Source organism: Pseudomonas sp. GD03903 (assembly GCF_029840045.1).
Lineage (GTDB): Bacteria > Pseudomonadota > Gammaproteobacteria > Pseudomonadales > Pseudomonadaceae > Pseudomonas > Pseudomonas pseudonitroreducens.
In genome coordinates this window covers 276,942-291,082 of sequence record NZ_JAOCBT010000008.1, presented here as the reverse complement: position 1 = coordinate 291,082, position 14,141 = coordinate 276,942, and the positions used below count along the sequence as shown (strand labels likewise).

Annotated in this window: 12 protein-coding genes; 11 read left to right on the top strand and 1 reads right to left on the bottom strand. The window is 64.9% G+C overall.

Annotated elements, in window-relative coordinates; all coding sequences use genetic code 11:
• Window positions 1-130: 130 nt before the first annotated feature.
• The 11 genes from dksA to pgi all read left to right on the top strand — a co-directional run bounded on the left by dksA (window position 131) and on the right by pgi (window position 13,022).
• Window positions 131-574 carry an RNA polymerase-binding protein DksA gene (gene dksA / locus N5C91_RS15665; RefSeq protein ID WP_015478905.1) on the top strand — a complete coding sequence of 148 codons (444 nt, stop codon included), beginning with the start codon at window positions 131-133 and terminating at the stop codon, window positions 572-574.
• A gap of 95 nt (window positions 575-669) precedes the next feature.
• Window positions 670-1,557, top strand: coding sequence for a tRNA glutamyl-Q(34) synthetase GluQRS (gene gluQRS / locus N5C91_RS15660; protein ID WP_279830361.1), 888 nt, complete (start codon window positions 670-672; stop codon window positions 1,555-1,557).
• A gap of 203 nt (window positions 1,558-1,760) precedes the next feature.
• Complete coding sequence (locus tag N5C91_RS15655) at window positions 1,761-1,937, top strand: hypothetical protein (RefSeq protein WP_015478907.1); 177 nt, start codon at window positions 1,761-1,763, stop codon at window positions 1,935-1,937.
• A complete protein-coding gene (locus N5C91_RS15650; protein ID WP_236175860.1) occupies window positions 1,921-4,872 on the top strand; it encodes a sensor histidine kinase in 2,952 nt (983 codons plus the stop codon). The genes N5C91_RS15655 and N5C91_RS15650 overlap by 17 nt, the downstream gene beginning before the upstream one ends.
• A gap of 26 nt (window positions 4,873-4,898) precedes the next feature.
• Window positions 4,899-6,335 (top strand): sigma-54 dependent transcriptional regulator, encoded by a 1,437-nt coding sequence (locus N5C91_RS15645; RefSeq protein ID WP_279830358.1) that lies wholly within the window; start codon window positions 4,899-4,901, stop codon window positions 6,333-6,335.
• 753 nt (window positions 6,336-7,088) lie between these two features.
• Entirely contained in the window at window positions 7,089-8,495 is a 1,407-nt protein-coding gene (locus tag N5C91_RS15640) for a polynucleotide adenylyltransferase PcnB (RefSeq protein WP_279830357.1), read from the top strand.
• Window positions 8,492-8,977 (top strand): 2-amino-4-hydroxy-6-hydroxymethyldihydropteridine diphosphokinase, encoded by a 486-nt coding sequence (gene folK, locus N5C91_RS15635; RefSeq protein ID WP_279830356.1) that lies wholly within the window; start codon window positions 8,492-8,494, stop codon window positions 8,975-8,977. Before N5C91_RS15640 ends, folK begins: the two co-directional genes overlap by 4 nt.
• A 141-nt stretch (window positions 8,978-9,118) precedes the next feature.
• On the top strand, window positions 9,119-9,916 hold the full coding sequence (gene panB, locus N5C91_RS15630; RefSeq protein WP_236175864.1) for a 3-methyl-2-oxobutanoate hydroxymethyltransferase: 798 nt from the start codon (window positions 9,119-9,121) through the stop codon (window positions 9,914-9,916).
• The gene (gene panC / locus N5C91_RS15625; protein WP_236175865.1) at window positions 9,916-10,767 is read left to right on the top strand and encodes a pantoate--beta-alanine ligase; all 852 of its coding nucleotides are present in this window, start codon (window positions 9,916-9,918) and stop codon (window positions 10,765-10,767) included. Before panB ends, panC begins: the two co-directional genes overlap by 1 nt.
• Before the next feature lie 122 nt (window positions 10,768-10,889).
• Window positions 10,890-11,270 (top strand): aspartate 1-decarboxylase, encoded by a 381-nt coding sequence (panD, locus tag N5C91_RS15620; protein ID WP_017518923.1) that lies wholly within the window; start codon window positions 10,890-10,892, stop codon window positions 11,268-11,270.
• 87 nt (window positions 11,271-11,357) lie between these two features.
• Window positions 11,358-13,022, top strand: coding sequence for a glucose-6-phosphate isomerase (pgi, locus tag N5C91_RS15615; protein WP_279830355.1), 1,665 nt, complete (start codon window positions 11,358-11,360; stop codon window positions 13,020-13,022).
• Window positions 13,023-13,065: 43 nt separating this feature from the next.
• Here the strand turns inward: pgi and N5C91_RS15610 are convergent, their stop codons facing one another.
• On the bottom strand, window positions 13,066-14,130 hold the full coding sequence (locus N5C91_RS15610; protein ID WP_279830354.1) for an AraC family transcriptional regulator: 1,065 nt from the start codon (window positions 14,128-14,130) through the stop codon (window positions 13,066-13,068).
• Between the last annotated feature and the right edge of the window lie 11 nt (window positions 14,131-14,141).

The following is a 14,141-nucleotide window of genomic DNA, read 5'->3' as shown; positions in this document are numbered from 1 at the left end:
TCAGGCTCGACAACCGGGAGTAGCGTCCCCGTTATCGTTCTGGTAAGTTCGCCCGCTGCGAGCGCGGGGCCGGCGGTGCCGGAGAGGGACCATCCGCGAGAGGATTAGCGAGAGTGAGAGGCGGTCATCCATGCCCACCAAAGCAAAACAACAGAGCAGCCAACTGATTCGTGGCTTCGAGCCCTACCAGGAAACCAAGGGCGAGGAGTACATGAGTGATCGCATGCGCGCGCACTTCACCTCCATCCTCAACAAATGGAAAGTTGAGCTGATGGAAGAAGTGGACCGCACCGTGCACCACATGCAGGACGAAGCGGCAAACTTCCCGGACCCGGCCGACCGTGCCAGCCAGGAAGAAGAGTTCAGCCTCGAGCTGCGCGCCCGTGACCGTGAGCGCAAGCTGATCAAGAAGATCGACGAGACCCTGCAACTGATCGAAGACAACGATTACGGCTGGTGCGATTCCTGCGGCGTCGAGATCGGCATCCGCCGTCTGGAAGCCCGCCCCACCGCCACCCTGTGCATCGATTGCAAGACCCTGGCGGAAATCAAGGAAAAGCAACTGGGCTCCTGAGCCTGGTTGATCCCGAACGGGGCGCTGCGGCGCCCCGTTTAGTTTCCGCCGTTTATTAGAGAGCCGCTGTTCAGCCTGCACTTTCAAGAGCCGCCATGCCTGCCACCCCGTACATCGGACGCTTCGCCCCCACCCCCAGTGGCTACCTGCACTTCGGTTCGCTGGTCGCCGCCGTCGCCTCCTACCTGGATGCACGTTCGGTGGGGGGAAAGTGGCTGGTGCGCATGGAGGACCTCGACCCACCGCGCGAAATGCCCGGCGCCCAGGCAGCCATCCTGGAAACCCTTGAGCGCTATGGCTTCGAATGGGACGGCCCGGTAGAGCGCCAGAGCGAGCGGGGCGACGCCTACGCCCATCAGGTCGAACAATGGTTGCGCAGCGGCCTGGCCTACGCCTGCACTTGCTCGCGCAAGCAACTCGAAGGCACGCACGGCATCTACCCCGGCACCTGTCGCGACGCCCAGCATGACTGGCACGACGACGTCGCCATCCGCATCCGCGTGCCGGAACTGGACTATCGCTTCATCGATCGCCTGCAGGGCGAGTTCCACCAGCACCTGGGACGCGAGGTGGGCGATTTCATCATCCGCCGCCGCGACGGGCTGTTCGCCTATCAGCTGGCAGTGGTACTGGACGATGCCTGGCAAGGTGTTACCGACATCGTTCGCGGCGCCGACCTGCTGGACAACACGCCGCGCCAGCTCTACCTGCAGGAGTTGCTGGGCATTGCCGCCCCGCGCTACCTGCACGTGCCGCTGATCATCCAGCCGGATGGCCACAAGCTCGGCAAGACCTACCGCTCGCCGCCGCTCGCCGCCGACCAGGCCGCCCCCCTGCTGGTGCGCGCGCTGAAAGCGCTGGGGCAGAAGCCGCCCGCCGAGCTGCTGCATGCTTCGCCGGGCGAAGTGCTCGCCTGGGGCATCGGCCATTGGGACACCAGCGCCATCCCCCACTGCCTGACGCTGGAAGACGCACAGCTCTAGACTGGTCGTACAGGGCACCTGCACGAACTGTTTTTTGTAGGAGCGAGCTTGCTCGCGAACAAGCCCCGCAGCGGGATTCGGATTCGCGAGCAAGCTCGCTCCTGCATGGCTTGCGACCGCTCGGTGCCAGACAAGGCCGGCGGCCGGCTTGCCGGCAACTGTGCGCACAGGTAGCCTGCCCGCCGAACCAAGAGAGAGACGACATGTACATCTACCGACTGGTGTTGCTCCTGGTCGTGGGCATCTACCTGTTCTCACCGGCCATCATGGACTGGTGGATCGATCCCCACGGCGCCTGGTACCGCCCGTATCTGCTGTGGCTGATCCTGATCGTCGTCACCTTCATCCTGCAGAGCCAGCGCGATGCTGACGAGCTTTAGCCTCACCCAGCTGATCCTGATCAGCGCCGCCTACCTGATGGTCCTTTTCGGTGTCGCCTGGATCACCGAGCGCGGCTTCATTCCGCGCCGGCTGGTGCGCCATCCGCTGATCTACACCCTGTCGCTGGGCGTGTATGCCAGCGCCTGGGCCTTCTATGGCACGGTCGGGCTGGCCTACCAGTACGGCTACGGCTTCCTGGCGATCTACCTGGGCGTCTCCGGCGCCTTCCTGCTTGCCCCGGTGCTGCTCTATCCGATCCTGCGCATCACGCGGGCCTACCAGTTGTCGTCGCTGGCCGACCTGTTCGCCTTCCGCTTCCGCAGCACCTGGGCCGGCGCGCTGACCACACTGTTCATGCTGATCGGCGTACTGCCGATGCTGGCACTGCAGATCCAGGCAGTGACCGACTCGATCAGCATCCTCACCCGCGAATCCGAGCCCAACCGCGCGGCGCTGGCGTTCTGCGCACTGATCACACTGTTTGCCATCCTCTTCGGCGCGCGCCACATCGCCACCCGCGAGCGTCACGAAGGGCTGGTGATGGCGATCGCCTTCGAGTCACTGGTGAAGCTGGTAGCGTTGTGCTCCATCGGCCTGTTCGCCCTCTACGGGGTATTCGGTGGTCCGGATGGCCTGGAGGTCTGGCTGCTGCAGAACCAGGAAGCCCTGAGCACCCTGCACACGCCGCTCGCCGAAGGGCCGTGGCGCACGCTGCTGCTGGTGTTCTTCGCCGCGGCCATCGTGATGCCGCACATGTTCCACATGACCTTCACCGAGAACCTCAACCCGCGCTCGCTGCTCAGCGCCAGCTGGGGCCTGCCGCTGTTCCTGCTGCCGATGAGCCTGGCGGTGCCGCCGATCCTCTGGGCCGGCCTGCACCTGGGAGCGTCGACCAATCCGGAATACTTCACCCTCGGCCTGGGCATCTCGGTGGACAGCCCGGCCCTGGCGCTGACCGCCTTCGTCGGCGGAATTTCCGCCGCCAGCGGCCTGATCATCGTGATGACCCTGGCGCTCTCGGGCATGGTCCTCAACCACCTGGTGCTACCGCTCTACCAGCCACCTGCAGAAGGCAACATCTACCGCTGGCTGAAGTGGACCCGCCGCGCACTGATCGCCGCGATCATCATGGCCGGCTATGCCTTCTACCTGCTGCTGGGCGCCGAGCAGGACCTGTCGAACCTGGGCATCGTCTCCTTCGTCGCCACCCTGCAGTTCCTCCCCGGCGCACTGGCCGTGCTCTATTGGCCGACCGCCAACCGCCGCGGCTTCATCGCCGGCCTGGTGGCAGGCATGCTGGTGTGGGGCGCGACCATGCTCATCCCGCTGGTCGCGAACATGCAGAGCATCTACCTGCCGCTGTTCAATTCGCTCTATGTGCTCGACGACACCACCTGGCACCTGGCGGCACTCGCCTCGCTGGCAGCCAACGTGCTGGTGTTCACCCTGGTCTCGCTGTTCACCGAAGCCAGCGATGAGGAGAAGGGCGCCGCCGAAGCCTGCGCTGTGGATAACGTGCGCCGCCCGCAACGCCGCGAGCTGATCGCCGTTTCCCCTCAGGAATTCGCCAGCCAGCTTGCCAAGCCACTGGGCGCGAAGACCGCCCAGCGCGAAGTGGAACAGGCCCTGCGCGACCTGCACCTGCCCTTCGACGAACGCCGCCCCTACGCCCTGCGCCGCCTGCGCGACCGCATCGAGGCGAACCTCTCCGGCCTGATGGGCCCGAGCGTGGCGCAGGACATGGTGGAAACCTTCCTGCCCTACAAGGCCAACAGCGAAAGCTACGTCACCGAAGACATCCACTTCATCGAGAGCCGCCTGGAGGATTACCACTCCCGGCTCACCGGCCTGGCCGCCGAGCTCGACACCTTGCGCCGCTACCACCGCCAGACCCTGCAGGACCTGCCGATGGGCGTGTGCTCGCTGGCCAAGGACCAGGAAATCCTCATGTGGAACCGCGCCATCGAGGAACTCACCGGAGTCAGTGCACAACGCGTGGTCGGCTCGCGTCTGGCCGCCCTGCCCGATCCCTGGCGCGGCCTGCTGGAAGGCTTCATCGACGCGCCCGACGAGCACCTGCACAAGCAGCGCCTGTCCATCGAGGGCCAGACCCGCTGGCTGAACCTGCACAAGGCGGCGATCGAGGAACCCCTCGCCCCCGGTAACAGCGGCCTGGTATTACTGGTCGAAGACCTCACCGAAACCCAGTCGCTGGAAGACAAACTGATCCACTCCGAGCGCCTGGCCTCCATCGGCCGCCTCGCCGCCGGCGTTGCCCACGAAATCGGCAACCCCATCACCGGCATCGCCTGCCTGGCGCAGAACCTGCGGGAAGAACGCGAAGGCGATGGTGAGCTGACCGAAATCAGCGGGCAGATTCTCGAGCAGACCAAGCGCGTTTCGCGCATCGTGCAGTCGCTGATGAGTTTCGCCCACGCCGGCGGCAAGCAGGTCGCGGCCGAACCGGTATGCCTGGCGGACGTCGCCCATGAAGCCATCGCCCTGCTGTCGCTGAACAAGCGCAGCGTCGACGTGCAGTTCTTCAACCTGTGCGATCCGGAGCACTGGGTCGAGGGCGATTCCCAGCGCCTGGCTCAGGTACTGATCAACCTGCTGTCCAACGCCCGCGACGCCTCCCCGCCCAACGGCGCGATCCGCGTGCGCACCGAAGCCTCGGAGCAAACCATCGACCTGATCGTCGAGGACGAAGGCAGTGGCATACCCAAATCGATCATCGACCGCCTGTTCGAGCCGTTCTTCACCACCAAGGACCCGGGCAAGGGAACCGGCCTGGGCCTCGCGCTGGTCTATTCGATCGTGGAAGAGCATTATGGGCAAATCACCATAGACAGCCCGGCAGACCCGGAACGCGAATGCGGTACCCGCATCAGCGTCACCTTGCCGCGGCATCCTGGCCCGACGGCCGAGCAGTAAACGAGCACGTCGAGAGAGCTGAATACATGGCACATATCCTCATCGTCGAAGACGAAACCATCATCCGTTCCGCCCTGCGACGATTGCTCGAGCGCAACCAGTATCAGGTCAGCGAAGCTGGCTCGGTACAGGAGGCTCAGGAGCGCTACAGCATCCCGTCGTTCGATATGATCGTCAGCGACCTGCGCCTGCCCGGCGCGCCCGGCACCGAACTGATCAAGCTGGCGCAGGGCACCCCGGTGCTGATCATGACCAGCTACGCCAGCCTGCGCTCGGCGGTGGACTCGATGAAGATGGGTGCGGTGGACTACATCGCCAAGCCGTTCGACCACGACGAGATGCTCCAGGCCGTGGCGCGCATCCTCAAGGATCGCCAGGAGAACCGTAACGCCCCCGCGGAAGCCCGCGGTAACGCCAAGGCTGCCGAGCGTAGCAGCGGTAACACCGCCGCCGCAGATGGCGAGATCGGCATCATCGGCTCCTGCCCCCCCATGCAGGAGCTCTACACCAAGATCCGCAAGGTCGCGCCCACCGACTCCAATGTGCTGATCCAGGGTGAGTCCGGCACCGGCAAGGAACTGGTCGCCCGCGCGCTGCACAACCTCTCCAAGCGCACCAAGGCGCCGCTGATCTCGGTGAACTGCGCGGCGATCCCGGAAACCCTGATCGAATCCGAACTGTTCGGCCACGAAAAAGGTGCGTTCACCGGCGCCAGCGCTGGCCGCGCAGGCCTGGTGGAAGCCGCCGACGGTGGCACGCTGTTCCTCGACGAGATCGGCGAACTGCCGCTCGAGGCCCAGGCACGCCTGTTGCGCGTGCTGCAGGAAGGCGAAATTCGCCGCGTGGGCTCGGTGCAATCGCAGAAGGTCGATGTACGCCTGATCGCCGCCACCCACCGTGACCTGAAGATGCTGGCCAAGACCGGCCAGTTCCGCGAAGACCTTTATTACCGCCTGCACGTCATCTCGCTGAAGCTGCCGCCCCTGCGCGAACGCGGCCCCGACGTGATGGAAATTGCCCGCTCCTTCCTGGCGCGCCAGTGCTCCCAGATGGGGCGCCAGGCGCTGACCTTCTCCCACGAGGCTGAACAGGCCATCCGTCACTACCCGTGGCCGGGTAACGTGCGCGAACTGGAGAACGCCATCGAGCGCGCAGTGATCCTCAGCGAGGGCCAGGAAATCCCCGCCGACCTGCTGGGCATCGACATCGAACTGGATGATCTGGACGACGACTTCGGCGATGACGGCGACCTGCGCCCGAGCAGCGGCAGCGCCAGCAACCACGAGCCCACCGAGGATTTGTCGCTGGAAGACTACTTCCAGCACTTCGTCCTCGAGCACCAGGACCACATGACCGAGACCGAGCTGGCCCGCAAGCTGGGCATCAGCCGCAAATGCCTGTGGGAACGCCGCCAGCGCCTGGGCATCCCGCGCCGCAAATCCGGCGCATCGGCCGACTCGTAACACGTTTCACACTGTTACCGGAGACAAGCTCCGTAACAAAAGCCGGGTTCATCGGTAACGGGAACCCGGCTTTTTTGTGCCTGCCCGGCAAGGGCGAATCAGCGCAAACCCTTGAAAAATAAGGATTCGCAAAAGTTGGCACGGCATCTGCTTTGTTATTGGTACAACAACAATAACAAGCACGACCACTCACAATAAGAACAAGACGAAACGACTCCAGCACAACAAAAACAAGATCGCGGAGGCGCAGCTAACTGATTCTTTTGGAGAAGGGTAGCCGTCGGGAGAAGTCCCGCAACCAGTCAAGAAGAATAAAACTGTCTTGAGGCAGCACGCAAAACTGGTTGGATCGCAAGATCATTGCTCACTCAGCGACCAAAGCAATCCGTTTGCTATTGAAACCTTCCATGTGTGGAAGGTTCCCCGAAGCAGGTAGCTTCGAGGGACGGGTCTACAAACAAAAACAACAAGCCCGGTAAACATAATAAAAACAAAGCACGCACCTATTTGGGGGGGAGCCTCGGCTCCCCCAGTAGCTTTCGCTACACTCTCCTCCAGTCTCCCCGCAAGTCCCTTTCCCCAGTTTTCTTCATCATCCCACCCCACAATGCTAGAATCGCCGCGGCGCAGAAGGCGGCCGATTTGCTGCCAATTGTTTCCAGGCAGCGGCAGACACCCGCTATTCTCCAGGAATCGCCGTTAACAAGCGGCGCCGCGTACGCCATCCATACATCCATTCCCGATAGTGCACACATGCTGAAAAAGCTGATCCAGTCCATCCGATCCCCACTGCGCCGTCCGCGCGCCGTCCGCACTACTCCGGAAGTCGTTGGCAATCATCAGCACTCGCTGCGGCGAGACCAGTTCAGCAGGAACGCGGTGAACGTCGTGGAGCGCCTGACCAAGGCCGGCTACCAGGCGTACATCGTCGGCGGGGGCGTTCGCGACCCGCTGCTGGGCATTCCTCCCAAGGACTTCGACGTGGCCACCAGCGCCACTCCCGAGCAGGTGCGTGCCGAATTCCGCAATGCGCGGGTGATCGGCCGCCGCTTCAAGCTGGTCCACGTACATTTCGGCCGCGAGATCATCGAGGTCGCGACCTTCCGCGCCAACCATCCGGTCAGCGAAGACGACACCGATAGCGCCCATGCGTCCCGCAACGAGGCCGGCCGCATCCTGCGCGATAACGTCTATGGCACCCTGGAAGACGACGCGCAGCGCCGCGACTTCACCATCAACGCCCTGTATTTCGACGTCACCGGCGAGCGCATACTCGACTACGCCCATGGCGTGCGCGATATCCGCAACCGTCTGATCCGCCTGATCGGCGACCCGGAGCAGCGCTACCTCGAAGACCCGGTGCGGATGCTGCGGGCCGTACGCTTCGCCGCCAAGCTGGACTTCGAGATCGAGAAGCACAGCGCCGCACCGATCCGCCGCCTGGCACCGCTGCTCAACGAGATTCCCTCCGCACGCCTGTTCGACGAGGTGCTCAAGCTGTTCCTCAGCGGCAAGGCCGAGCGCACCTTTGAGTTGCTCAACGAATACGACCTGTTCGCTCCGCTGTTCCCGGCAAGCGCCAAGGCGCTGAGGGAAAACCCCGAATACGCCGGCAAGCTGATGCGCCAGGCTCTGGCCAACACCGACGAGCGTATTCGCCTGGGCAAGCCGGTGACTCCGGCCTTCCTGTTCGCCGCACTGCTCTGGCCGGCCCTGCCCGCCCGCGTGCTGAAGCTGCAGGACCGCGGCATGCCGCCGATCCCGGCGATGCAGGAGGCGGCCCACGAGCTGATCCTCGAACAGTGCCGGCGCACCGCGGTGCCCAAGCGCTTCACCATCCCGATCCGCGAGATCTGGGATATGCAGGAGCGCCTGCCGCGACGCCAGGGCAAGAAGGCCGACCTGCTGCTGGAAAACCCGCGTTTCCGCGCCGGCTACGACTTCCTCCTGCTGCGCGAGAGCGCTGGCGAGGAAACCGGCGGCCTCGGTGACTGGTGGACCGACTACCAGGAAGCCAGCGACGGCGAACGCCGCGGCATGATCCGCAACCTGGCCAGCCAGCAGGAAGAAGGCGGCAGCGCCGCACCGCGCAAACGCCGCCGTGGCGGCAGCAACCGCCGTCGTCGCGGCCCGCGTACCGAAGGCGCCAGCAGCGAATGAGCGAACGCGTGTACATCGGGCTCGGCAGCAACCTCGCCGAGCCGCGCCAGCAGCTGGAAGCCGCGCTGAAGGCGCTGGCGCAGGTCCCCGCCACCAAGGTGGCGGCGGTCTCCCCGCTGTATGCCAGCGACCCGCTGGGCCCGCCGGACCAGCCGCGCTACGTGAATGCGGTGGCAGCACTGGATACCGATCTGGAGCCGCTCGCCCTGCTCGATGCCCTGCAGGCCATCGAGCTGGAACAAGGCCGCGTGCGCAAGGATGAGCGCTGGGGGCCACGTACCCTGGACCTCGATATCCTGCTGTTTGGCGAGCGCGTGATCGACGAGCCGCGCCTGAGCGTGCCGCATTACCACATGCACGCCCGCGCCTTCGTGCTCTACCCACTGGCGGACCTCGCCCCACACCTGCGTTTCCCCGATGGGCGCAGCCTTCCCGAGCTGCTCGCCGCCTGTCCGTTCAGCGGCCTCGAGCGCCTGTCCTGATGCATGCTGCGCCCCAGGCGAGGGGCGCACTGGCAGTAACGCCGTAACAACGCGGTAACACCTGCAATTGACTTAGCCTTTTTCGATCCGGACTATAGGGCCCCGTTTGCCCCTGCCCGGCGCAGAACCGAGGACACTTTCATGCCTGATGTCACCCTGACCACCCTGCAAGGTCTCAAGCAAAGCGGCGAAAAGATCGCGATGCTGACCGCCTACGATGCCACTTTCGCCCACACCGCCAGTCTTGCCGGTGCCGAAATGCTGCTGATCGGTGACTCCCTGGGTATGGTCCTGCAAGGTCACGACAGCACGCTGCCGGTGACCGTGGAGGATATGGCCTACCACACTGCCGCGGTGAAACGCGGTAACAAGGGCGCGCTGATCGTCACCGACCTGCCGTTCGAATCCGGTACCTCGCTCGACCAGTTGCTGCGCGACTCGGTGAAGGTCATGCAGGCCGGCGCCCACATGGTCAAGCTCGAAGGCGGCGCATGGCTCGCCGAGCCGATCATTCGCCTGGCCCAGATGGGCATTCCGGTATGCGCGCACCTTGGCCTCACCCCGCAGGCCGTCAACCTGTTCGGCGGCTTCAAGGTGCAAGGTCGCCAGGAAGCCCAGGCGCGCCAGTTGCGCGCCGATGCCATCGCCCTGGAGCAGGCCGGCGCCGCCGCGCTGTTGCTGGAATGCGTGCCGTCCGCCCTGGCGAAGGAAATCACCGAAGCGGTGAAGATCCCTGTCATCGGCATTGGCGCGGGCAGCAGCACCGACGGCCAGGTGCTGGTGATGCACGACATGCTCGGCCTGTCGCTGTCCGGTCGTTCGCCGAAGTTCGTGAAGAACTTCCTCGAAGGCCAGCCTGACATCCAGTCCGCCTTCGCCGCCTACGTGAAGGCTGTCAAGGACGGCACCTTCCCCGGCCCGGAGCACGGTTTCGCCTGATGAATACAGTCAAGACAGTTCGCGACTTGCGTGCCGCCGTGGCGCGCGCCCGTAGCGAAGGCAAGCGCATCGCGCTGGTGCCGACCATGGGCAACCTGCACGCCGGCCACGCCGCTCTGGTGACCAAGGCCAGTCAGCGCGCCGACTTCGTGGTGGCGAGCATCTTCGTCAACCCGCTGCAGTTCGGCCCCAGCGAGGACCTGGACAAGTACCCGCGCACCCTGGCGGCAGACCAGGAGAAGCTGCTCTCCGCCGGCTGCCACCTGCTGTTCGCCCCCACCGTCGAGGAGATGTACCCGGACGGCATGGACGGCCAGACCCGTCTGCACGTCACTGGCGTCTCCGAGGGCCTGTGCGGCGGCAGCCGACCGGGCCACTTCGATGGCGTCGCCACCGTCGTCTGCAAGCTGTTCAACATGGTTCAGCCCGACATGGCGCTGTTCGGCGAGAAGGACTTCCAGCAACTGGCGGTGATCCGCAAGCTGGTGCGCGACCTGAACCTGCCGATCCAGATCTTCGGCGAGCCCACCGTGCGCGCCGACGACGGCCTGGCCCTGTCGTCGCGCAACGGTTACCTGACGGAAGAGCAACGCGCCATCGCACCGGTCCTGCAGAGCACCCTGAAGCAGCTGGCCGAGCGCATTCGCCAGGGTGAACGAGACTTCCCTGCGCTGCTCGCCGAGGGCAGCCAACAGATCGAAGCGGCCGGCCTGCGCATCGATTACCTCGAAGCCCGCGAGCCCATCGGCCTGCGTCCGGCCAGCGCGGAAGACCATCAGTTGGTGATCCTGGTCGCCGCCTTCCTGGGCACCACCCGGCTGATCGACAACCTCGCCTTTCACATCGACTGATTCCCCGCCCGTTACCCGAATTTTCGCCTCGAAGCCGCGCCAACCGCGGCCTTGAGCGACTTCGGGTGCTCGGGCATACTCGCCCCGCTCGCCTCGACCAGAAGAAAAACAGGAGCCACGCCATGCAGAGCATCATGCTCAAAGCCAAACTGCACCGCGCCGAAGTCACCCACGCCGTGCTCGACTATGAAGGCTCCTGCGCCATCGATGGCGAATGGCTCGACCTCGCCGGCATCCGCGAGTACGAACAGATCCAGATCTACAACGTCGACAACGGCGAACGCTTCACCACCTACGCCATTCGTGGCGAAGAAGGCTCGCGGATGATTTCCGTCAACGGCGCCGCCGCCCACAAGGCCAAGGTAGGTGACCGGGTAATCATCTGCGCGTACGCTCAGTTCAGCGACGCCGAGCTGGAAGGCTACCAGCCGCGCATGCTGTACATGGCGCCAGGCAACGAACTCAGCCACACCAGCAACGCCATCCCGGTTCAGCTCGCCTGAACCGAAGTGACAAGCCCGGAACAACCGGGCTGTCGCAAGGTCAAGAGCCACAAGTTCAAACACGCACGTCTTACCTGAAGGTACGTCATGGAACACCACCGCACCCCGCTGGATGCCACCCAACTGGCAAGCTGGCAGGCATTGGCCGCCCACCGCCAGGATCTGCAGAACTTCACCATGCGCGAGGCATTCGCCGAGGACCCGGAGCGCTTCAAGCGCTTCTCCATGAGCGCCTGCGGCCTGTTCCTGGACTTCTCGAAGAATCTGATCCGCCAGGACACCCTCGACCTGCTGGTGAAGCTCGCGGAGGAGGCGAAGCTGGGCGAAGCCATCCAGGCGATGTTCCGTGGTGAGGTGATCAACGCTTCGGAGCGCCGTCCGGTGCTGCACACTGCCCTGCGCCGCCCGATCGGCGACAAGGTGCTGGTGGATGGCAAGGACGTGATGCCGGAAGTGCATCGCGTGCTGCACCAGATGACCGAGCTGGTTGCCGCGGTGCACAACGGCCTGTGGCGCGGCTATACCGAGAAGCCGATCACCGACGTGGTGAACATCGGTATCGGCGGCTCATTCCTCGGCCCGCAGCTGGTCTCCGAGGCGCTGCTGCCGTTTGCCCAGAAGGGCGTGCGCTGCCACTACCTGGCGAACATCGACGGCAGCGAGTTCCGCGAAATGACCGCCAAGCTCAACGCCGAGACCACGCTGTTCATCGTCTCGTCGAAGTCCTTCGGTACCCTGGAAACCCTGAAGAACGCCCAGGCCGCCCGCGCCTGGTACCTGGCCCAGGGCGGCAGCGAGGCGGAGCTGTACCGCCACTTCATCGCGGTATCCAGCAACAAGGAGGCCGCCGCGGCCTTCGGCATCCGCCCGGAGAATGTCTTCCCCATGTGGGACTGGGTCGGCGGCCGCTATTCGCTGTGGTCGGCCATTGGCCTGCCGATCGCCATGTCGGTGGGTATCAACAACTTCAAGGAGCTGCTGTCCGGCGCGTACAGCATGGACCAGCACTTCCTCACCTCGCCGTTCGAGAAGAACATCCCGGTGCTGCTGGGCCTGCTCGGCGTCTGGTATGGCGACTTCTGGGGCGCACGCAGCCATGCGATCCTGCCCTACGACTACTACCTGCGGAACATCACCGACCACCTGCAGCAGCTGGACATGGAGTCCAACGGCAAGAGCGTGCGCCAGGACGGTAGCCCGGTCTCCGCCGGCACCGGCCCGGTGATCTGGGGCGGCGTGGGCTGCAACGGCCAGCACGCGTACCACCAGTTGCTGCACCAGGGCACCCACCTGATCCCGGCCGACTTCATCGTCCCGGTGTCCAGCTACAACCCGGTGGCCGACCACCACCAGTGGCTCTACGCCAACTGCCTGTCGCAGAGCCAGGCGCTGATGGTCGGCAAGAGCCGCGCCGAGGCCGAGGCCGAGCTGCGCGCCAAGGGCGTGGACGAGGCCGAAGTGCAACGCCTGGCGCCGCACAAGGTGATCCCGGGCAACCGCCCGAGCAACACCCTGGTGCTGGAGCGCATCAGCGCCCGCCGCCTGGGCGCGCTGATTGCCATGTACGAGCACAAGGTCTACGTGCAGAGCATCCTCTGGGGCATCAACGCCTTCGACCAGTGGGGCGTGGAACTGGGCAAGGAGCTGGGCAAGGCCGTTTACGGTCGCCTGGTCGGCAGTGAGGAAAGCACCGCCGAGGATGGTTCCACCCAGGGCCTGATCGACTTCTTCCGCGGTCGTCATCGCGGCTGACCCGGGAAATGGACGGAGGCGCGCCTGCGCGTCCGTCCGCACCCTAGCGGCAGAAGCGCTGCCGAAACTCTCCGGGCGTCACACCCAGCGCCTGCACGAAGGCGCGCCGCAGGTTGTACTCGCTAGCGAAGCCGGCTTGCAGCGCAACGCGCTTGAGTGACGATTCTCCCGCCTCCAGCAATTGGCTCGCCCTCTCCAGGCGCAGCGCCAGCAGCAACTTCGCCGGCGTCATGCCCATTTCCGCCTGGCAATGCCGGTGCAGCGAGCGCGATGACATGGCCATCCACGCCGCCATTTCCTCGACGTCGAGCACCTGCGCCAAGCGCTCCCGCAGCCATTCCACCAGGCGCTCCATCTGCCCACCCGGTGGTGCCTGCTGCGCCAGCAGTTCGGCACTGAACTGACGCTGGCCACCCGGGCGACGCAGGTACATCACCAACCCGCGAGCGACCCGCAGCGAAAGCTCACGGCCGTGATCTTCCTCCAGCAGGCTCAGGCAGAGGTCCATCCCGGCGGTAACACCGGCGGAGCTGTAGATCGTCGAGTCACGCACGAACAACGCGTCGTGCATCACCTGCAAGCGAGGAAACAGGCGCTGTAGGAGTTCAGCGTAACGCCAGTGGGTAACAACCGGCCGGCCGTCCAGCAGCCCGGCCTGGGCCAGCAGAAAAGCTCCCGTGCACACCGAAGCACAACGCGCGACATGCGCTGCGGCCTGTGCCAGCCAGCTCGCGACTTCACCGTCCTGCATGGCCGCCTGAACCCCATGGCCGCCCGCGATCAACAGGGTGCAACCAGCAACTTGGCGGGGGTCGGGCAAGGCCCTGGTCGCCAGTTCCAGCCCCGTGCTGGAGCGAACCAGCCCACCTGAGGGAGAAATCGCCTCCAACTGGTACGCCGGCCTGGCAGCCGCCGGCAAATGCTCATCGACCGCGGCAAACACATCGGCCGGCCCAGTGGCATCGAGCAACTGGAAGTCGGCGAAGACCAGCAACAGAACACGATGGGGAGCACTCATCCAGGCGTTTCCCTTGAACAGGATTGGCGGATATTCATCCATCAGTGGCGGAAGCGACAGAAGAATCGCCCGCAGGATGGAAATCCCCACCCCCGGAGACG